General features: G+C 73.5%; 16 protein-coding genes. 9 read left to right on the top strand and 7 right to left on the bottom strand.

Features of this window, described 5'->3' with window-relative positions; genetic code table 11:
- Nucleotides 1-192: 192 nt before the first annotated feature.
- Nucleotides 193-996: an arylamine N-acetyltransferase gene (locus tag ACH4J0_RS37830; protein ID WP_396245728.1), complete on the top strand. Its 804-nt coding sequence runs from the start codon at nucleotides 193-195 to the stop codon at nucleotides 994-996.
- 16 nt (nucleotides 997-1,012) lie between these two features.
- Here ACH4J0_RS37830 and ACH4J0_RS37825 read toward each other — a convergent pair whose 3' ends face one another.
- Together ACH4J0_RS37825 and ACH4J0_RS37820 are read right to left on the bottom strand one after the other, a co-directional pair.
- Nucleotides 1,013-1,480: a hypothetical protein gene (locus ACH4J0_RS37825; protein ID WP_396245727.1), complete on the bottom strand. Its 468-nt coding sequence runs from the start codon at nucleotides 1,478-1,480 to the stop codon at nucleotides 1,013-1,015.
- 38 nt (nucleotides 1,481-1,518) lie between these two features.
- Complete coding sequence (locus ACH4J0_RS37820) at nucleotides 1,519-2,799, bottom strand: LCP family protein (RefSeq protein ID WP_396245726.1); 1,281 nt, start codon at nucleotides 2,797-2,799, stop codon at nucleotides 1,519-1,521.
- A gap of 180 nt (nucleotides 2,800-2,979) precedes the next feature.
- On the opposite strand from ACH4J0_RS37820, the gene ACH4J0_RS37815 reads away from it, so the two are divergent.
- The 6 genes from ACH4J0_RS37815 to ACH4J0_RS37790 all read left to right on the top strand — a co-directional run bounded on the left by ACH4J0_RS37815 (nucleotide 2,980) and on the right by ACH4J0_RS37790 (nucleotide 9,344).
- Nucleotides 2,980-3,057: a putative leader peptide gene (locus ACH4J0_RS37815; protein WP_396245734.1), complete on the top strand. Its 78-nt coding sequence runs from the start codon at nucleotides 2,980-2,982 to the stop codon at nucleotides 3,055-3,057.
- 91 nt (nucleotides 3,058-3,148) lie between these two features.
- Nucleotides 3,149-3,703, top strand: coding sequence for an NADPH-dependent FMN reductase (ssuE, locus tag ACH4J0_RS37810; protein WP_396245725.1), 555 nt, complete (start codon nucleotides 3,149-3,151; stop codon nucleotides 3,701-3,703).
- A 252-nt stretch (nucleotides 3,704-3,955) separates the two neighbouring features.
- The gene (locus tag ACH4J0_RS37805) at nucleotides 3,956-4,741 is read left to right on the top strand and encodes an ABC transporter ATP-binding protein (protein WP_396245723.1); all 786 of its coding nucleotides are present in this window, start codon (nucleotides 3,956-3,958) and stop codon (nucleotides 4,739-4,741) included.
- A gap of 19 nt (nucleotides 4,742-4,760) precedes the next feature.
- Nucleotides 4,761-7,331, top strand: coding sequence for an ABC transporter permease (locus tag ACH4J0_RS37800; protein WP_396245722.1), 2,571 nt, complete (start codon nucleotides 4,761-4,763; stop codon nucleotides 7,329-7,331).
- A 314-nt stretch (nucleotides 7,332-7,645) separates the two neighbouring features.
- Nucleotides 7,646-8,686, top strand: a complete 1,041-nt coding sequence (locus ACH4J0_RS37795) for a glycosyltransferase family 2 protein (protein WP_396245721.1) — start codon at nucleotides 7,646-7,648, stop codon at nucleotides 8,684-8,686.
- Nucleotides 8,687-8,729: 43 nt separating this feature from the next.
- Nucleotides 8,730-9,344, top strand: coding sequence for an acyltransferase (locus ACH4J0_RS37790; protein WP_396245720.1), 615 nt, complete (start codon nucleotides 8,730-8,732; stop codon nucleotides 9,342-9,344).
- Here ACH4J0_RS37790 and ACH4J0_RS37785 read toward each other — a convergent pair whose 3' ends face one another.
- The 3 genes from ACH4J0_RS37785 to ACH4J0_RS37775 all read right to left on the bottom strand — a co-directional run bounded on the left by ACH4J0_RS37785 (nucleotide 9,345) and on the right by ACH4J0_RS37775 (nucleotide 13,049).
- Nucleotides 9,345-10,847, bottom strand: a complete 1,503-nt coding sequence (locus tag ACH4J0_RS37785; protein ID WP_396245719.1) for an LCP family protein — start codon at nucleotides 10,845-10,847, stop codon at nucleotides 9,345-9,347. It lies immediately after the preceding gene.
- 148 nt (nucleotides 10,848-10,995) lie between these two features.
- Nucleotides 10,996-12,222 (bottom strand): LCP family protein, encoded by a 1,227-nt coding sequence (locus tag ACH4J0_RS37780; RefSeq protein WP_396245718.1) that lies wholly within the window; start codon nucleotides 12,220-12,222, stop codon nucleotides 10,996-10,998.
- A 35-nt stretch (nucleotides 12,223-12,257) separates the two neighbouring features.
- A complete protein-coding gene (locus ACH4J0_RS37775; protein WP_396245717.1) occupies nucleotides 12,258-13,049 on the bottom strand; it encodes a TIGR03089 family protein in 792 nt (263 codons plus the stop codon).
- Between the two features lie 104 nt (nucleotides 13,050-13,153).
- Between ACH4J0_RS37775 and ACH4J0_RS37770 the strand changes: the two genes are divergently transcribed.
- Nucleotides 13,154-14,296 (top strand): peptidoglycan recognition protein, encoded by a 1,143-nt coding sequence (locus ACH4J0_RS37770; RefSeq protein ID WP_396245716.1) that lies wholly within the window; start codon nucleotides 13,154-13,156, stop codon nucleotides 14,294-14,296.
- A gap of 80 nt (nucleotides 14,297-14,376) precedes the next feature.
- A complete protein-coding gene (locus ACH4J0_RS37765; protein WP_396245715.1) occupies nucleotides 14,377-15,300 on the top strand; it encodes a DNA-3-methyladenine glycosylase family protein in 924 nt (307 codons plus the stop codon).
- A gap of 28 nt (nucleotides 15,301-15,328) precedes the next feature.
- Here the strand turns inward: ACH4J0_RS37765 and ACH4J0_RS37760 are convergent, their stop codons facing one another.
- Complete coding sequence (locus ACH4J0_RS37760; RefSeq protein ID WP_396245714.1) at nucleotides 15,329-16,627, bottom strand: coenzyme F420-0:L-glutamate ligase; 1,299 nt, start codon at nucleotides 16,625-16,627, stop codon at nucleotides 15,329-15,331.
- On the bottom strand, nucleotides 16,624-17,634 hold the full coding sequence (gene cofD, locus ACH4J0_RS37755; protein ID WP_396245713.1) for a 2-phospho-L-lactate transferase: 1,011 nt from the start codon (nucleotides 17,632-17,634) through the stop codon (nucleotides 16,624-16,626). The genes ACH4J0_RS37760 and cofD overlap by 4 nt, the downstream gene beginning before the upstream one ends.
- Nucleotides 17,635-17,671 lie beyond the last annotated feature (37 nt).

Raw genomic sequence — 17,671 nt, 5'->3', positions numbered from 1 at the left:
GCCCCCCCCCCCCCCCCCCCCCCCCCCCCCCCCCGCGCGGGGGCGCCTGTCCCCCCCCCCCCCCCCCCCGCCCCCCCCCCCGGGGGGGCGGGCGCCCCCCCCCCCCCCCCCCCACTCCGGGGCGGTGTCGTTCCCGTGCCCTAGGTCGAAGGACCGATGGCCCGCCGCTCCGGCCCGGGATGGAATGGGCGGATGGATCACGAGCAGGCGTACGAGGGGCTGACCGCCGCCACCCGGGCGGCGTACCTGGACCGGATCGGTGTCGCGGACCCGGGGGCACCCTCGGCTGACGGTCTGGCCCGACTGCAGCGGGCGCACCTGCGGACGGTCCCCTTCGAGAACCTGAGCATCCACCTCGGCGAGCCCGTGGTGCTGGAGCCGGCGGCGCTGGTGGCGAAGGTGGTGGACCGGCGGCGCGGCGGGTTCTGCTACGAACTCAACGGTGCCTTCGCCGAGTTGCTGCGTTCGCTGGGCTACCGGGTGAGTCTGCTGGCCGCCCGGGTCTTCCAGGGGGAGCGGCCGGGGCCGCCGTTCGACCACCTGGCGCTGCGGGTCGACCTGGACGAGCCCTGGCTGGCCGACGTGGGCTTCGGCCGGTTCAGCGAGCTGCCGCTGCGCCTCGACGAGCACGGCGAACAGGCCGACCCCCAGGGCGTGTTCACCGTCCGCCCGTACGGCGGGGACGGCGAACTCGACGTCCTGATGGACGGCGAGCCGCAGTACCGGCTCGACCGACGCCCCTACGGGCTGGCCGACTTCGGGCCGACCTGCTGGTGGCAGACCACCTCGCCGCAGTCCCACTTCACCCGCTCGTCCGCCTGCTCGCTGCCCGCCCCGGACGGTGGCCGGATCACCCTCGGCGGAACCCGGCTTATCCGCACCGCCCCCGACGGCAGCCGCACCGAGCAGCAGCTCACCGACGCCGGTGCGCTGTCCGCCTACCGCGAGCACTTCGGGATCGCGCTCGACCGGCTGCCGTCCCCGCCGTCGGTCTGACGCCCCCGTCTCCGCGTCAGGCTGACGCCGAGACCGGGGGCGCCCAGTTCCCCTCCCGCGTCCCCACCTTGCGGGCCGGCACCCCGGCCCAGACCTCGCCGGGCCCGGTCGAGCGGGTGAGTACGGCGTTGGCGCCCACGACGGTGCCCGCGCCGACGGTCAGCACGCCCTCCTTGCACACCACCTTGGCGCCCGCGCACAGCACGGCGCCGTCCTCGACCACCACCCGCCGCATCGCGCTGCGCTCCTGCGGCACCCACGGGTCGGCCCGGCCGATGGTCACGCCGTTGTAGGGCGTCACGTCCGCCCCGAGCGTGGTGTACGGGTGCAGGACGGTGCCGAAGCCGCGGTGGAAGACGGTGAGCCCGGGCCCGATCTCGCAGGCGGCCGGCACCTCCATCCCGTAGAGCGCGAGCGCCTCCTGGACCAGGCGGCCCAGGAGGCGGTGGCGTCGGCGGTAGACCAGTGCGGTGACGAGTGACATCCACGTATTGCGACCGGATGATCACCCCTGGTGGCCGGTTACTTGAAGTCGGGCACCGCGGTGTCGTTCTTGAAGGCGTCGAAGACCTGCTTGGACTTGTTGGTGTCCCACAGCACCGCCGACTCGCCGGTCTTGGTCCGGTAGTCCGCGTTGCCGATCGGGATGGTGAGGGTCTTGCCGCCGCCGCCGTTGACGTCCTTCATGGCGAGGAAGAGCGAGCCCAGGTCGGTCAGTCCGCAGTCGTCGTCGACGATCAGGGTGCCGAGCGCCGAGTCGACCAGCGGGTAGAAGGTGAACGGGTCGAGCACGGTGCCCGGGGAGGCGGCCTGGTGGGCGAGGGCACCGAGGAACTTCTGCTGGTTGCGCATCCGGCCGAGGTCCTGGTCGGCCATCTGGTGGCGCTGGCGGACGAAGGCGAGGGCCTGGGTGCCGTTGAGCGTCTGGTCGCCGGCCTTGAGGTCGAGGCCGGAGTCCCGGTCCTTGATGTCCTGGTCGATGTGCATCTGGACGCCGCCGATGGAGTCGACGATGCCGGCGAACCCGGCGAACCCGATCTCGGCGTAGTGGTCGATGCGGATGCCGGTGTTCAGCTCGACGGTCTGCACCAGGAGCCGGCCGTTCCCGGTGGAGAACGCCGAGTTGATCTTCGAGGTGGTGGCCTTGACGGTCTTGCCGCTGCCCGCCTTGTACTCGGGGATCGGCACCCAGGAGTCGCGCGGGATGCTCATCAGCGTGTTCCCGTTGTCCCCGACGTGCAGGATCATCATCGAGTCGCTGCGCTTGCCCTCGACGTCGTGGCCGGTGTGCATGGTGTCCATCTGGGACTCGCTGAGGCCCTCGCGGCTGTCGGAGCCGACGATCAGCCAGTTGGTGCCCTTGCCGGCGGCCGGGCGGCCCGGGTAGTCGGCCAGCACGTTCTCGTGGTTGAGCTTGGAGTCCGCCCAGAACCAGGTGGAGACGGCGGTCACCATCACGGCGATCAGCACGCCGAAGACCGTCCACTTCACGATCCGCCGCCGCGGCCAGCGCCGGGCCTGCGCACCGGCCGGCCGGGCACCGCCGGGACCGCCCGGGCCGCCGGGGCGACCGGGACCGCCCGGGCCACCGGGACCGCCGGGGCCCGGCCGCCCCGGACCGCCGGGAGCGGACTGCGGCGGGACGCCGCCGAGGCGGGACGGCCCCGGCTGCCGCGGAGCGGGCGCCCCCGGCCCGCGCGGGTTCAGCCCGGCCGGCAGCGGCGGCTCGGCCGCCGCCCCGCCGCCGTTGCCTCCGTACGGGTTCCCGCCGCCGCCCGGGCGGCCCTCCTGCCACGTGTTCATGCCGTCGAGGATGCCCGACCCCGGTACCGCTGACTCCCCCCGGGGGCCCCTGCCAGGCCTCTTGTAGCAGTTTTGATGCACGCACCGGATCGTTCCGGTGTGAAACGCGCCCGTCACCGGGGTTCCGGCGGCCGAAACGATTCTTGACCGCTTCGAACGCAGCGTGTTTGCATTCCGGGCATGGATCAGGCCCGGGCACTCACGCGTCGGCGGCACGTCGACCTGCGGCGTGTGTCCGGTTCCCTCTGTCGCGGCTGAAGCGCATCCGTCGAGATCGCCGACCCCCCACCGCAGCAGCCGAGCAGCGGCCGCTGCGAAGCGCGCCCCCGCTTCCAGCCAGAGGTGAAACATGGCCACCGTCCTGTCCGTTTCCGGCTCCCCGTCCGCCACCTCCCGCACCACCCGGCTGCTGCGCCACGTCGACGCCCGCCTGGCGGACCGCGGCCACCGCGTCATCCCGTTCGAGGCCCGCAGCCTGCCCGCGCACGCGCTGCTCTCGGGCGACTTCGACCACCCGGAGATCGTCGCCGTCACCCAGCTGTTCGCCCGGGCCGACGGCGTCGTCATCGGTACCCCCGTCTACAAGGCCGCCTACTCCGGCCTGCTCAAGGCCCTGCTCGACGTGCTCCCGCAGTACGCCCTGGCCGGCAAGGCCGTCCTGCCGCTGGCCACCGGTGGCTCGCCCGCGCACGTCCTCGCCGTGGACTACGCGCTGCGCCCGGTGCTCAGCTCGATGGGCGCCGGACACATCACCCAGGGCTGGTTCGTGCTCGACCGCCACATCACCGCCGCGGAGGACGGCAGGACCCTCGTCGAGTGCGAGACCGACGCCCGGCTCGTCCCCGTCGTCGAGGGCTTCGCCGACGCCCTCGAACGCCTGGCCGCACCCGTCCTGACCGCCTGAACCACCGCCCGCCGGCCCGTACGGGGCGACCCCGAGAGGGCCCACGGCACCCCCTAGGGGGACGGGGTGCCGCACCCGTAGAACCTTGGTTGCACCGCTTCGTTCCGACGGAGGACGAGCCCTCCGGCGTCGGCTCCTAACGTGGTCCTCACGTCCCCGCCCCTCCGGAAGCGGCCCGGTTCCATCGGGTCCGCCACCCGACCCGCCGGAAGAGTGGGGGTCAACGGGTGGGCCACTTCTTAGGAGACTCCAGTGACGACGGCAGCAGCCGTGTACGACCCCCAGCTTCCCGGCGGACCGTCCGCCGTCGCCGCCTCGGCCCGCCAGGTGACCAAGGCCTACGGATCGGGCGAGACCAGGGTGACCGCGCTGGACGCGGTCGACGTGGACATCCAGCGCGGCCGCTTCACCGCGATCATGGGCCCCTCCGGCTCCGGCAAGTCCACCCTGATGCACTGCCTGGCGGGACTGGACACGGTCAGCAGCGGGCGGATCCGGATCGGCGACACCGAGATCACCGGACTCAAGGACAAGCAGCTGACCAGGCTGCGCCGGGACAAGATCGGCTTCATCTTCCAGGCGTTCAACCTGCTCCCGACCCTGAACGCGCTGGAGAACATCACGCTGCCGATGGACATCGCCGGCCGCAAGCCCGACCGGGCCTGGCTGGACCAGGTGGTGGAGACCGTCGGCCTGGCCGGCCGGCTCAAGCACCGCCCGGCCCAGCTCTCCGGCGGCCAGCAGCAGCGCGTCGCGGTGGCCCGGGCCCTGGCCGCCCGCCCCGAGATCATCTTCGGCGACGAGCCCACCGGAAACCTGGACTCCCGGGCCGGTGCGGAAGTGCTGACCTTCCTGCGCCGCTCGGTGGACGAGCTGGGCCAGACCATGGTCATGGTCACCCACGACCCGGTCGCCGCCGGCTACGCGGACCGCGTGCTCTTCCTCGCCGACGGCGTGATCGTCGACGAGATGCACGCGCCGACCGCCGACTCCGTCCTCGAACGCATGCGCCGTTTCGACGGCAAGCGCACCAGCTGAGCGGCGGGACGACGTAACCATGCTGCTCAAGACCTCACTGCGGAGCTTCTTCGCCCACAAGGGCCGGATGGCGCTCTCGCTCATCGCCGTCGTGCTGTCGGTCGCCTTCGTGTCCGGCACCCTGGTGTTCTCCAACACCGCCACCAGCACCTTCTCCAAGCTCTTCGCCGCGACCGCCTCCGACATATCGGTCCAGCCGCCCAAGCCGGCCGACGACGAGGAGCAGCAGCCCGGGGACAAGCCCGCGACGGTCCCGGCACCGCTCGTCCAGCAGGTCGCCTCGGTGCCGGGCGTGAAGACCGCGATCGGCCAGGTCATGGTCGGCAACGCGGTCCTGGTCAACCCGGCCACCAACAAGCTGGTCGGCCCGACCACCGGCGCACCGACCCTGGTCGGCAACTGGACCGACACCCCGCGCAACCCGGTGAGGATCACCTCCGGGCACGTCCCGCAGAACTCCGGCGAGCTGGTGCTGGACGCGGACACCGCCAAGAAGGCCCGGCTCGGCGTCGGCGACAAGGTCAGGGTCGACAACGCGAGCGGACAGCACCCGTACACGATCGTCGGCATCGCCACCTTCACCACCACCAACCCGGGCGCCGCGCTGGCCTTCCTGGACACCGCGACCGCCCAGCAGGTGCTGCTCGGCGAGCAGGCCTACACCTCCGTCGAGGCCTTCGGCGACGGCAGCCGCAGCGACGACCGGCTCAAGGCCGACGCCCTGGCCGAGCTGGGTGGCGGCCTCCAGGTCAAGACGGCGGCGGAGCAGAAGGACGAGAACACCAAGGCGATCGGCAGCGGCCTGAACTTCATGAAGTACGCGATGCTCGGTTTCGCCGGCATCTCGCTCATCGTCGGCGGCTTCCTGATCATCAACACCTTCTCGATGCTGGTCGCCCAGCGCACCCGCGAGATCGGCCTGCTGCGCGCCATCGGAGGCAGCCGCCGGCAGGTGAACGGCTCGGTGCTGGTCGAGGCGCTGATCCTGGGCGTGCTCGGCTCCACGCTCGGCGTGGCGGTCGGCCTGGGCGTGGCCGTCGGCCTGATCAAGCTGATGAACGCGATCGGCATGGACCTCAGGGCGAGCGATCTGGAGATCGGACCCGACGTCTTCGTGGCGGGGTACGCGGTGGGCGTCCTGATCACCCTCGTCGCGGCCTGGATCCCGGCCCGCCGGGCCAGCCGGATCGCGCCGATGGCCGCCCTGCGCGACCACGGCACCCCGGCCGAGGCCCGCTCCAACCTGGTCCGGACGGTCCTCGGGGTGCTGCTCACCGCGGGCGGCGGCGGCCTGCTGGTGCTCGCGGGTACGGCCGACGGGGCGGCCACCGGTGGCGAGTACCTGGGCCTGGGCCTGTTGCTCACCCTGATCGGCTTCGTGGTGCTCGGCCCGCTGCTGGCCACCGCCGTCATCAAGGTGCTCGGCGCCCTGCTCCCGGCCCTGTTCGGCCCCTCCGGCAAGCTCGCCCAGCGCAACGCGATGCGCAACCCGCGCCGCACCGGCGCCACCGCCGCCGCGCTGATGATCGGACTGGCGCTGGTGATCGGCTCCTCGGTGTTCAGCTCTTCGGCGGTGAGGTCGGCCAGCGCCCAGATCGACAGGTCGGTGGGCGTGGACTACATCGTCTCGGGCGGCCGGACGCCGGTCACCGCGGAGATGATGGACGCGGTGCGCCGCACCCCGGGCATCGACCACGTCACCACCCAGGAGAACCTCCTCCGCACCAAGGTCCAGCTGCCCGGCGGGCAGAGCGCGAGGACGGACCTGACCGCGGTGCCGGCCACCTTCTTCGGCGCCGACTTCCACCCGACGGTCACCTCCGGCGCGGTGGACTCGGTCGGGCGCGGTTCGCTCGGGATCGGCCAGGCCTTCGCCGAGGACCACGGCCTGAAGGTCGGCGACCGGGTGACCGTCGACTACGGCAAGGGCCGCACCCAGACGCTGCCGGTGGGCGTGGTGCTCCAGAAGGGCGGGCTGCTGGGCGACGGCGCCTTCGTCGGCCTGGACACCCTGACCCAGGTCGTTCCGGCCGCCGAGCAGCCCCCGGTGTGGACGTTCTTCGCCAAGGCCGCTCCCGGCGCCGACGTCGCCAGGACGCTCACCGCCCTCCAGGACGCGCTCCGGCAGTACCCGCAGCTGACCGTCAAGGACCAGGCCGGCTACAAGGAGCTCGTGCAGTCCCAGGTCGACACCCTGCTCTACCTGATCTACGGCCTCGTCGGCCTGTCGATCACCGTCGCGGTGCTCGGCGTGGTCAACACCCTGGCGCTGTCGGTGGTGGAGCGGACCCGCGAGATCGGCCTGCTGCGGGCGATCGGGCTCTCCCGCCGCCAGCTGCGCCGGATGATCCGGCTGGAGTCCGTGGTGATCGCGGTGTTCGGCGCCGTCCTCGGCACCGGGCTGGGCCTGGCCTGGGGCGTCACCGCGCAGCGGGTGCTGCGCGACCAGGGCCTGGGGACGCTCGCCGTCCCGGTCACCACCATCGCGGTGACCCTGGTCTCCTCGGTGGTGATCGGCCTGGTCGCCGCCCTCGTTCCGGCCTTCCGGGCCGGACGGATGAACGTCCTCGCGGCGATCGCGACGGACTGACCCGGCGACGGGGGACGTCGGGTCGCCCACGGGGGGAAACCGGGGGAGGCGGGGGCCGGGCGCACACAGCGCCCGGCCCCCGTCGCAGCGGCTGGTGAACATCCTGTCGGCGGCCGGCGCCGCCCTGTTCACCGTCGTTCACCGACCGCCCGGAACCTGCGCCGAACCTGCACCGATTCCGCCTGGATTCGGGCCCGGGGGAGCGGAGCGGTACGGTGGTCATGATCACGGCGCCGCTGCCGCTCCCCGGGGGACCGGGACCTGCCGAACCGGGACAAGACGACAACGCGTCGGCACCGGTACGGTTGGCCCCGATGAACACCAAGGCTGCTGAGGAGCTGCCGGCTGTTTCCGTGATCATGCCGGTGCTCAACGAGGAACGACACCTGCGCACGGCCGTCCGGCGCATCCTGGACCAGGAATACCCCGGGCCGATGGAAGTGGTGATCGCCCTCGGTCCCTCCACCGACCGTACCGCCGAGATCGCCGCCGAGTTGGTGGTGGAGGACCCGCGGGTGCGCACGGTGGAGAATCCCACCGGTCGCACCCCCGCGGGCCTGAACGCCGCGATCCGGGGCTCGCAGTACCCGATAGTGGTCCGGGTCGACGGTCACGGCCTGCTCACGCCCGGCTACATCGCCACGGCGGTCCGGCTGCTCGGCGAGATGGACGCCGCCAACGTCGGCGGCATCATGCACGCCGAGGGCGAGACCGAGTGGGAGAACGCGGTCGCCGCCGCGATGACCTCCAAGATCGGTGTCGGCAACGCGGCCTTCCACACCGGCGGCCTGGCCGGCCCGGCGGACACCGTCTACCTCGGGGTGTTCCGGCGCGAGGTGCTGGAGAAGCTCGGCGGCTACAACGAGGAGTTCATCCGCGCCCAGGACTGGGAGCTGAACTACCGGATCCGCCAGGACGGCGGGCTGGTCTGGTTCACCCCGCAGCTCAAGGTGACGTACCGCCCGCGGCCGTCCGTCCGGGCGCTGGCCAAGCAGTACAAGGACTACGGCCGCTGGCGCCGGGTGGTCACCCGCTACCACCGCGGCTCGGTCAACCTGCGCTACCTCGCCCCGCCGAGCGCGCTGCTCGCGGTGGTGCTCGGCCTGGTGCTCGGCGCAGCCGTCCACCCGGCCTTCCTCGCGGTGCCCGGGGCCTACCTGCTGGGCATCCTCGGCGGCGCGGCGGTCGAGGGCCGCGGCCTGTCCCTCCGGGCCAGGGCGCTGCTGCCGGTGGCGCTCGCGACCATGCACCTCAGCTGGGGCTTCGGCTTCATCACCTCGCCCCGCTCGCTGGCGCGCCGGGTGATGCGCAGCGTCGCCCCGACCCCGAAGGACGTGCTCTCCCAGGCTCGTTGACTTCCGGGCGCGTCGACTTCCAGACCGGCTACCGTCGGTGCGCATGGGGACAGTTGAGGACGGCGCGGCCGTGGCCCGGATCCATCCGGGCGCGGACGTCGACGGGCGGGCCGTGATCGGGGCCGGGACGACGGTCTGGCACCTCGCCCAGGTCCGCGAGGGCGCCGTGGTCGGCGCGGACTGCGTGGTCGGCCGCGGCGCGTACATCGGTCCGGGTGTGCGGATCGGGGACCGGGTCAAGGTGCAGAACCACGCCCTGGTGTACGAACCGGCGGTGGTCGAGGACGGGGTGTTCATCGGCCCGGCCGCCGTCCTGACCAATGACCGGTACCCGCGCGCGGTCACCCCCGACGGTCGTCTCAAGGGCCAACTCGACTGGCGGCCCGAAGCGGTGACGCTCCGTCAGGGCTGCTCGGTCGGCGGCCGCGCGGTGCTGGTCGCCGGGGTGACGGTGGGCCGCTGGGCGCTGGTCGCGGCCGGAGCCGTGGTGCACCGGGACGTCCCGGACTTCGCCCTGGTGGCCGGCGTGCCCGCCCGCCGGATCGGCTGGGTGGGCCGGGCGGGTGAGCCGCTGCGCCCGGCCGGCCCGGGCCGCTGGCACTGCCCGCGGACCGGCGAGGACTACCGCGAGACGGACGGAACCCTCGCTCCTCGGTAGCTACTTGGCGCACACGTCGACGTCGTCGGCCTGCACCCGCTGGAGGTCCTTCGGCGCCTCGGTCGGCGCCTGCGACGGGGCCGCGAGGACGTCCTTGCCGAGCACCAGCAGCAGCGGGTCCTTCGGCCCCGCCTTGGGGTTCGGCCGCACGGCGTCGGCGGGCAGTCCGAGGGCGGCGGCCAGTGCGGCGGCTTCGGCCTCCTGGCCGGCCGGGTGGGAGACCGTGGTGGTCGCGGCGGCCGGGGCGTCGGAGCCGACCGCCGCCTTGGCGAAGCCCTTGGCCTTCAGCTTGTCCACCGTCGGCCCGGACTGTCCGCGCGTCCCGCTGCCGTTGCGCACCGTCACCGGGACGTCCTTGGTGTCCACGGCCGGGGTGGTGGTGCTCGGCGCCGCCGAGGCCGGGGCGGTGTTCTCCGGGGCCGGCGGGGCCGTGTCGGTCAGCGAGCGGTCGCCCGCGATCATCGAGAACAGCTGGCCGGCGTCCGGCTGCCGCAGGATCAGCCGGTCCTCGTCCCTGGGGTCGTCCAGCACCGGCACGGTGGTGAAGGTGATGTTCTTGGTGTCCACCTTGCTGATGTCCTGCGCCAGGTCCTTCAGCTTGTCGACGCTGCCGATGGCGGAGTCCACGGTGAGCGCCTTGGTGGCGGCGTCCGCGAGCTGGTAGAGCTTGCTCGGGCTGGTCAGGGTGTCGTCGCTCTTGATCTTGCGGATCATCGAGCTGATGAACTGCTGCTGGAGCGGGATCCGGGTGAGGTCGCCGCCGAAGCCGACCGCGTGGCGGGTGCGGACGAAGGACAGCGCCTCCTCGCCCTGGACCACGTGGCGGCCCTTGGACATCTTCAGGTGCGAGTCCTTGTCGTCGATGTCCTTGCCCGCGCAGACCTCGACCCCGCCGACGGCGGTGGAGAGCGTCTTCACCGCCTCGAAGTCGACCTGCACGAAGTGGTCGACCCGGATGCCGGTCATCTTCTCGACGGTCTTCCAGGTGCAGCCCGCGTCGCGCCCCTCCTGGCCGAGGCTCGTGTTGAACATGTCCCGCGGCGAGCCCGGTATCTTCTTGCCCTTGTCGGTCTGGCACTCCGGTATCGGCACCATCAGGTCGCGCGGGATGCTGACCACGGTCGCGTTGGAGCGGTCCTTGGCGATGTGGAACAGCAGCGTGGTGTCGGCGTGCCCGGTGCTGCCCTCGTCGCCGTACGCGCGTCCGAGGCCCGCCCGGCTGTCCGTGCCGATCACCAGGACGTTCAGCGCGTCCCCGGCGGCCTTGGGCCGCTCCGCCTCGTCGCCCAGCTGGACCTTGACCGAGGTCAGGTTGCTGTTGAAGTGCCGGTACAGGTAGTACGCCCCGCCGCAGCCCGCGACCATCACCAGGGCGCCCGTTCCGGCCGTCCACTTGAGCACCCGCCGGCGCCGGTTCCGCTTGGCGACCGCGGCCGCCCGCCGACGGCTGTCCCGACGGCCTCCGCCGTTGTACTCGCCGGTGTTCGGTTGGTCCTGCTGCACGGGATTCCCTACGTCCGGCCGTCACGGGGGGCGGCCCACCCGGGCGGTGGGTCGATCCCGACACCCTAGACGAGCCGAACGGGGGAATCGTTCCGGGTATGAGATCCGTCACGGAAAAGCAATGCGGTGGCAAACCCCCGTGCGGGCCTCAGTGTTGTGCGCAGGAGTCCGCGTCGGCGGTGCGTCCCTCGAAGACGGGCGAGGCGCTCGCCGAGGGGGAGGCCGCCGCCCGGTCCGAGCCGGCGGCGGCTCCCGGGCCGGCCCCCGCGTCGGGCGCGGGCGTCGAGCCGGGCGGCCGGACGGCGATCAGCCGGTCCTCCCGCAGCGCGGTGAACAGCTGGGTGGTCTGCGGCTGCACGAACTCGTCCCGGTCCGAGTCGTAGCGGTACGGGCGGCGCGGCGCGGTCAGGAACACCACGTCCGGCGAGGGGACGCCGCGAAGGTCCTGGGTGAGGTCGTACAGCGCGCCGAGCGAGGACAGGCCGCCGTCAGCCTTCACCGAGGAGGTGGCCGCGTCGAGCACCGGCCACAGCCTGGCCGGGTTCAGCAGCACCCCCTGCGACTGCACCTTGCGGATCAGCGAGGCCAGGAACTGCTGCTGACGGCCCATTCGCTGGGTGTCGCTGCCGTCGCCCAGGCTCTCCCGGACCCGGACGTAGCCGAGCGCCTGCTCGCCGTGCAGCTCCTGGCGCCCGGCCGCGAGGTCCAGCTTGGCGTCCTTGTCGTGGATCGGCTGCGGCACGCACACCTCGACCCCGCCGATCGCGTCCACCATGGTCTTGAAGCCGCTGAAGTCGAGGATCGCGTAGTGGTCGACCCGGATGCCGCTCAGTTGCTCGACGGTGCGGATCGAGCAGGCCGGACCGCCCAGCTCGAAGGCCCAGTTGAACTGCATCGTCCCCGGCTTGGTGCGGCTGCCGTCCGGCACCTCGCAGGAGGGCACGGTCACCATGACGTCGCGCGGGATGGAGACCGCCGTCGCGTGCTTCCGGTCGGCGGCCAGGTGCAGCAGGATCGTGGTGTCCGAGCGCTGGGCGCCGGGCTGGCCGCCGTACGAGGAGTTCGTGCCGGAGCGGTCGTCGCTGCCGATCAGCAGGATGTTCTGTGCGCCCTCCGCCCCCGCCGAACGGCTCGGGCGCTCGCTCTCCAGTTCGGCCAGCAGCTGGTCGGTGGCCGAGTCGGTCCTGATGTTGCCGTCCAGCTTGCGGTACGCGATCCACAGCGTCACGCCGGTGGCGACCAGCAGGAACGCGACGGCGCCGGCGGTGATCATCAGCCACCGCCGGCGCCGTCGCGGGCGTCCCGGTCCGCTCGGGGGAGCGTCCGTCGGGGGAGTCTCGTCGGTCGGGGGGTGCTCGGTGTCATCCTCGGCCATGGCAGGGATCCCTACCCGCCGGGACGGCACGGGGGTCAGCCGAGGCGGACAGTCACCCGTTCGGACTCGGTCCGCTTCTCCCACTGCCCGGCGTCCAGGCCCTGCGAGTTGCGGCACAGCACCACCGAGGCGCCGGCCGCCAGCGGGGCCAGCAGACCGGCCTCCAGACCGGCCCAGTCGTCGAAGGAAAGGGTGGACATGACCCGGTCGCCGGGCTCGAGGCCGAGGCGCACGGCCCCCTCCCGGGCCAACGCCACGGTCTGCTCCCCGGTCAGCTTCAGCGGCAGCCCGTCCACCGAGGTCTCCAGCGCCTGCCCGTCCGGGGCGACGGGGGAGTACGGCGCGAAGCGGTCGCCCTGGCCGGGCACCTCGGCGGCGTAGTCGAGGAAGCCGTCCGGGCGGTGCGGGAAACGGCCGCCGAGCGGGCGCAGGGCGAGCGCCACCCGCTCGCCCCCGCAGGCCTGGGCGGCCTCCAGGCCGTCCGGCCCGCTCACCACCAGATCGGCGGCGGCCGGGTCGCCGGCGGGCACCGCCGTCACACCGACCGACCAGCAGGCCAGCAGCCAGACGGCGCTCTGCCAGTGGGCGGGCAGCAGCAGCGCGGCGCGGTCGCCCGGGCCGGCGTTCAGCTCGTCCTGGAGGAGATTGGCGGTCTTGGCGACCCAGTTGTCGAAGGTCCGGGCGGACAGCTCCACCCGTTCGCCGGTGGCGTCGTCGTAGAAGGTGACCAGCGGGGCCGCGGGATCGACCGAAGGGGTGCCGCCGCGCAGGTATGCGTGCAGCAGCTCGACGGGGGTGCGGGCATCGGCAGCGAATGGCGCAGTCATGGTGCGCCCCAGCCTAAGGCCTTCGAGTGGCAGGCCGGGAGGGGCGGCCGAGCGGGCGCGAGGTGGCGTGGCGAGCGGTCCGTTTTGCGGCGACGATCCCCCTTATGCACCTCTCAACCAAAGCCGTGCGCCTTCCGCTCCCGGCCGCGCTGCTCGCCGGCTGCACCGCCGCCCTGCTGCTCCAGCCCGCTTCCGCCGCCTCCGCCGCGCCCCTTGCCCCCGGTGCCGAGCGCCGCGACTTCCCCGGCGGCGGCACGACCACGTCGCTCCCGCTGTCCGGCGGGCACGGGCTCGCGCCGAGCACCACCCGACCGTACGAACTCCTCGGCGTCCGCTGGGACGGACCGGCCGGCGCACTGGACGGCGGCACCATCCGGGTCCGCACCCGGGACGCCGCCACCGGCCGTTGGAGCGGCTGGCACACCCTGGAGACGGACACCGAGGACGGCCCCGACCGAGCCCCGCACGGCGCCACCGCCCCGCTGTGGACCGGCCGCAGCGACGGCGTCGCCGTCGAGGTCCGGCCCGGGCCGGCCGGACCGCCGCCCGGGCTGCGGCTCGACCTGGTGGACCCCGGCGCCGGAGCGCCCGCACCCGCCGCCACCCGCACCCTGCCCGCCGTCCCGGCCGACGGCGACCACCTGGCGCCGCGCCCTGGGATCGTCACCCGGGCCGGCTGGGGCGCCGACGAGTCCCTGCGCGAACCGGGCTTCGAGTACACCGGCCCGGTCCGCGAGGTCTTCGTCCACCACACCGCGACCGCCACCGACTACGCCTGCACCGACGCCCCCCGGGTGATCAGGTCGATCTACCAGTACCACGTCAAGACCAGCGGCTGGCGGGACATCGGCTACAACTTCCTGGTCGACCGCTGCGGCACCGTCTACGAGGGCCGGGCCGGAGGGGTCGACCAGCCCGTCCACGGCGCCCACACCCTCGGCTTCAACACCGACTCCTCCGGCGTCGCCGCCATCGGCACCTTCGTCAACGACACCCCGCCCCAGCCCCTCCTCGACGGCATCACCGCCATCTCCGCCTGGAAGCTGGGCCTCACCGGCCAGGCCGCCGACGGCCACACCAAGCTCACCTCGGGCTCCGACGCCAGCCGCTACCCCAAGGGCACGGTCGTCGACTTCGACGCCATCTCCGGCCACCGCGACGCCTTCAACACCGAATGCCCCGGCAACGCCCTCTACGCCCGGCTGCCCGACCTGCGGACGGCCGCCGCCGGGCTCCAGGCCCAGTAGGGCCGTTCCCCGCGCCCACCCGGCCTGTCACCCTCCCCGCGTATCGTTCATAGCCTCAGGCACCACAGGAGGCGACGGCAGTGACGGGCGGCAGCGAGGCGGTACGGCGCTGGCGGCCGGGCTTCCCGCTCGACCCCGTCCGCACCCTGCTGCCGCTGCGCCGGGGCCCGGCGGACCCCTCCTACCGCACCACCGGCGACGGCGCCGTCTGGCGTGCCTCGCGTACCCCGGCCGGCATCGGCACCCTGCGGGTGCTGCCGCGCCCCGGCGCGGGCGAGGTGGAGGCGACCGCCTGGGGCCCGGGCGCCCATTGGCTACTGGAGCGGCTGCCCGTCCTGCTCGGCGCGGAGGACGACCCCGAGGCACTCGTGCTGCCGCCCGGCCCACTGCGGGACGCCCAGCGCCGGACGGCCGCGGTGCGGCTCACCCGGACCGGACTGGTCCTCGAATCCCTCGTCCCGGCGATCCTCGAACAGAAGGTGACCACCGACGAGGCCTACCGCGCCTGGCGCACCCTGCTGCGCGACTTCGGCACCCCGGCCCCGGGCCCCGCCGAGGGCATGCGGGTGGCCCCGTCGGCCCGCGAATGGGCGATGGTCCCCAGCTGGGAGTGGCACCGGGCCGGCGTCGACCCCAAGCGCTCCGCGACGGTGATGCGCGCCGTCCGCCTGGCCCCCCGCCTGGAGGAGGCCTCGACGATGTCCCACGAGCAGGCCTTCACCCGCCTGACGACCGTCCCCGGCATCGGCATCTGGACGGCCGCCGAAACCCTCCAACGCAGCAACGGCGACCCGGACGCGGTCTCCGTCGGCGACTTCCACCTCCCCAACCTGGTCGGCTGGGCCCTGGCCGGCCGCCCCCGCAGCGACGACACCCAGATGCTCGCCCTCCTGGAGCCCTACCGCCCCCAGCGCCACCGCATCTGCCGCCTCCTCCTCGCCACCACCTCCCACGCTCCCCGCTACGGCCCGAGGCTCACCCCCAACGACCACCGCCACCACTGAGCGGAAGCCCTGCGCGGTGTACGCCTCTCTACCGCGCCTCGATGAAGGCGTCCGCGCTGCGCTCCGGCCGCTCCCGCGGGGCCTGCGCCGGGCGGCCGACCGCGACGGCGCCCATCGGGTCCCACCCCTGCGGCAGGTCCAGCGCCGCCCGGACGGTGTCGCGGCAGAACATCGTCGACGACACCCAGGCCGAGCCGTACCCCTCGCCCGTCAGCGCGACCAGCAGGTTCTGCACGGCCGCACCGACCGCCACCGTGAACATCTCCCGCTCCGCCGCGGCGCGGCGCGCGTCCGGGTAGTCGTGCGAGCCGTCCATCACCAGGCACGGCACCACCAGGTACGGCGCGTCGCGCAGCACGTTGCCGCGGGCGGTGCGGCGGGCGATCCGGGCCTCGTCCCAGCCGTCGAGTTCGCGCAGGTCGCGCTGCCAGGCGCCGAGCATGGCGTCGAGCAGGCGGCCCCGGGCCTCGGCGGACTCCAGCAGGACGAAGCGCCAGGGCGTGGTGTGGTGCGGGGCGGGCGCGGTGACGGCGGCCGCCACCGCGCGCCGGACGGCGGCCGGATCGACCGGGTCGGCGGTGAAGGAGCGGACGGTGCGCCGCAGGGTGACGGCCCGGCGCAGCGCCTCGGAGGTGCCGAGCCGGAACATGTCGTCCACGGCGGGCCGCACCAGCGGCCGGGTGCCGGCGCCGTCCTCGGCGGTGACCAGGTGCCCGAGCCCGCGCACGATCGCGACCGGGACGCCGGTGGCCTTGCCCTTGACCAGGTCGGCGGCTGCGGCGAGTTCGTCGGCGGTCGCGGTGACGGTGAGCACCAGCTCGTTGCCGTGGCTGTCGGTACGCCCGCGGTGGTCCTCCAGGACGGACAGCCCGGCGGCGCCGATCGCGACGTCGGTGAGCCCGTTGCGCCAGGGCCGTCCGAAGGTGTCGGTGACGATGACGGCGAGCCGGCGGCCGGTGAGCTGCTGGAGCCGGGCGCGCAGCGCCCGCGCCGAGGCGTCCGGGTCCTCGGGCAGCAGCAGCACGGTGCCGGGGGCGGTGTTGGAGGCGTCCACCCCTGCGGCGGCCATGACGAAGCCGTTGCGGTTCTCCACGATCCGGGCCGGTCCGCGCCGGGCGACCACCCGTACGGTCTCGGCGTCGATCGCGGCCTCGCGGTCGGCGGCGTGCAGCAGCCGTCCCTCGGCCTTGCTGACGATCTTCGAGGTGACCAGCAGGATGTCGCCGTCCCGGTACGTCCCGGCCTTGGCGAGCAGTGCGGCGAGGTCCGCTCCCGGGTCGACCTCGGGGATCCCCTCGACGCCCAGGACCTCCAGCGTCGGGGTCACTTCCGCACCTGCTCGGCCAGCGCCAGCGCCGCCCGTGCCATCTCGGCGGTGGCCTCGACGTCGGTCATCAGCAGCGGGACGGCCCGGCAGGCGATCCCGGCGGCCTCGACGGCGGCGACGGCGTCCTCGTCCGCGGTGTCCACCAGCCAGCCGTCGATCAGGCCCGCCCGTCGCCCACCGCCACCCTCGTTCGAGCTGCTTCGCAGCGCCGCCCTGCTGCCGTAGTCGAGCGCGACCGCCTCGGCGGTGGCCTCGACGCCGACGGCGGCGAGCACCTTGTCGGCCATGCCCCGCACCGGCGCCCCGCCGATGATCGGAGAGAGCCCGACCACCGGTGCCGGGGCGGCGGCGACGGCCTCCCGGATGCCGGGGACGGCGAGGATGGTGCCGATCGAGACGACCGGGTTGGACGGCGGGAAGAGGATGACGTCGGCCTCGGCGATGGCCTCCAGCACGCCGGGCGCGGGCTTGGCGGTGTCCGCGCCGACCGGGATGATCGCCTCGGCGTCGACGGCGGCGTGCATCCGGACCCAGTACTCCTGGAAGTGGACCGCCCGGGTGCCCTGCTCGTCGGTGATCCGCACGTGGGTCTCGACCCGGTCGTCGCTCATCGGCAGCAGCCGCACGCCCGGGTTCCAGCGCACGCACAGTGCCTCGGTGACCTGGCTGAGGCTGTACCCGGCGGTGAGCATCTGGCTGCGGACGAGGTGGGTGGCGAAGTCCCGGTCGCCGAGCCCGAACCACTCGGGGCCGACGCCGTACTCCTTCATCTCGGCCTTGATCGACCAGGTCTCGTCGGCCCGGCCCCAGCCCTGTTCCTCGTGGATCCCGCCGCCGAGGGTGTACATCACGGTGTCGAGGTCGGGGCAGACCTTGAGGCCGTAGAGGTGGATGTCGTCGCCGGTGTTGCCGATGACGGTGATCTCGTCCTGCGGTCCGACCGCCGCGAGGAGTCCGCGCAGGAAGCGCGCCCCGCCGATTCCGCCTGCCAGTGCCACGATGCGCATGGGGTCATCCTGCCACGGTCGGACTCTTCGTCAGTCC

The organism is Kitasatospora sp. NPDC017646 (assembly GCF_044329365.1).
Classification (GTDB): domain Bacteria; phylum Actinomycetota; class Actinomycetes; order Streptomycetales; family Streptomycetaceae; genus Kitasatospora.
Note: the sequence above shows the minus strand (reverse complement) of the source record. Positions and strands in the feature narration are given on the sequence as shown.

Bases quoted from the DNA above. Each gene is read 5' to 3' on its own strand.
- ACH4J0_RS37830 (WP_396245728.1), top strand. From the start codon at position 193: ATGGATCACGAGCAGGCGTACGAGGGGCTGACCGCCGCCACCCGGGCG.
- ACH4J0_RS37825 (WP_396245727.1), bottom strand. From the start codon at position 1,480: ATGTCACTCGTCACCGCACTGGTCTACCGCCGACGCCACCGCCTCCTG.
- ACH4J0_RS37820 (WP_396245726.1), bottom strand. From the start codon at position 2,799: ATGAACACGTGGCAGGAGGGCCGCCCGGGCGGCGGCGGGAACCCGTAC.
- ACH4J0_RS37815 (WP_396245734.1), top strand. From the start codon at position 2,980: ATGGATCAGGCCCGGGCACTCACGCGTCGGCGGCACGTCGACCTGCGG.
- ssuE (WP_396245725.1), top strand. From the start codon at position 3,149: ATGGCCACCGTCCTGTCCGTTTCCGGCTCCCCGTCCGCCACCTCCCGC.
- ACH4J0_RS37800 (WP_396245722.1), top strand. From the start codon at position 4,761: ATGCTGCTCAAGACCTCACTGCGGAGCTTCTTCGCCCACAAGGGCCGG.
- ACH4J0_RS37795 (WP_396245721.1), top strand. From the start codon at position 7,646: ATGAACACCAAGGCTGCTGAGGAGCTGCCGGCTGTTTCCGTGATCATG.
- ACH4J0_RS37790 (WP_396245720.1), top strand. From the start codon at position 8,730: ATGGGGACAGTTGAGGACGGCGCGGCCGTGGCCCGGATCCATCCGGGC.
- ACH4J0_RS37780 (WP_396245718.1), bottom strand. From the start codon at position 12,222: ATGGCCGAGGATGACACCGAGCACCCCCCGACCGACGAGACTCCCCCG.
- ACH4J0_RS37775 (WP_396245717.1), bottom strand. From the start codon at position 13,049: ATGACTGCGCCATTCGCTGCCGATGCCCGCACCCCCGTCGAGCTGCTG.
- ACH4J0_RS37770 (WP_396245716.1), top strand. From the start codon at position 13,154: ATGCACCTCTCAACCAAAGCCGTGCGCCTTCCGCTCCCGGCCGCGCTG.
- cofD (WP_396245713.1), bottom strand. From the start codon at position 17,634: ATGCGCATCGTGGCACTGGCAGGCGGAATCGGCGGGGCGCGCTTCCTG.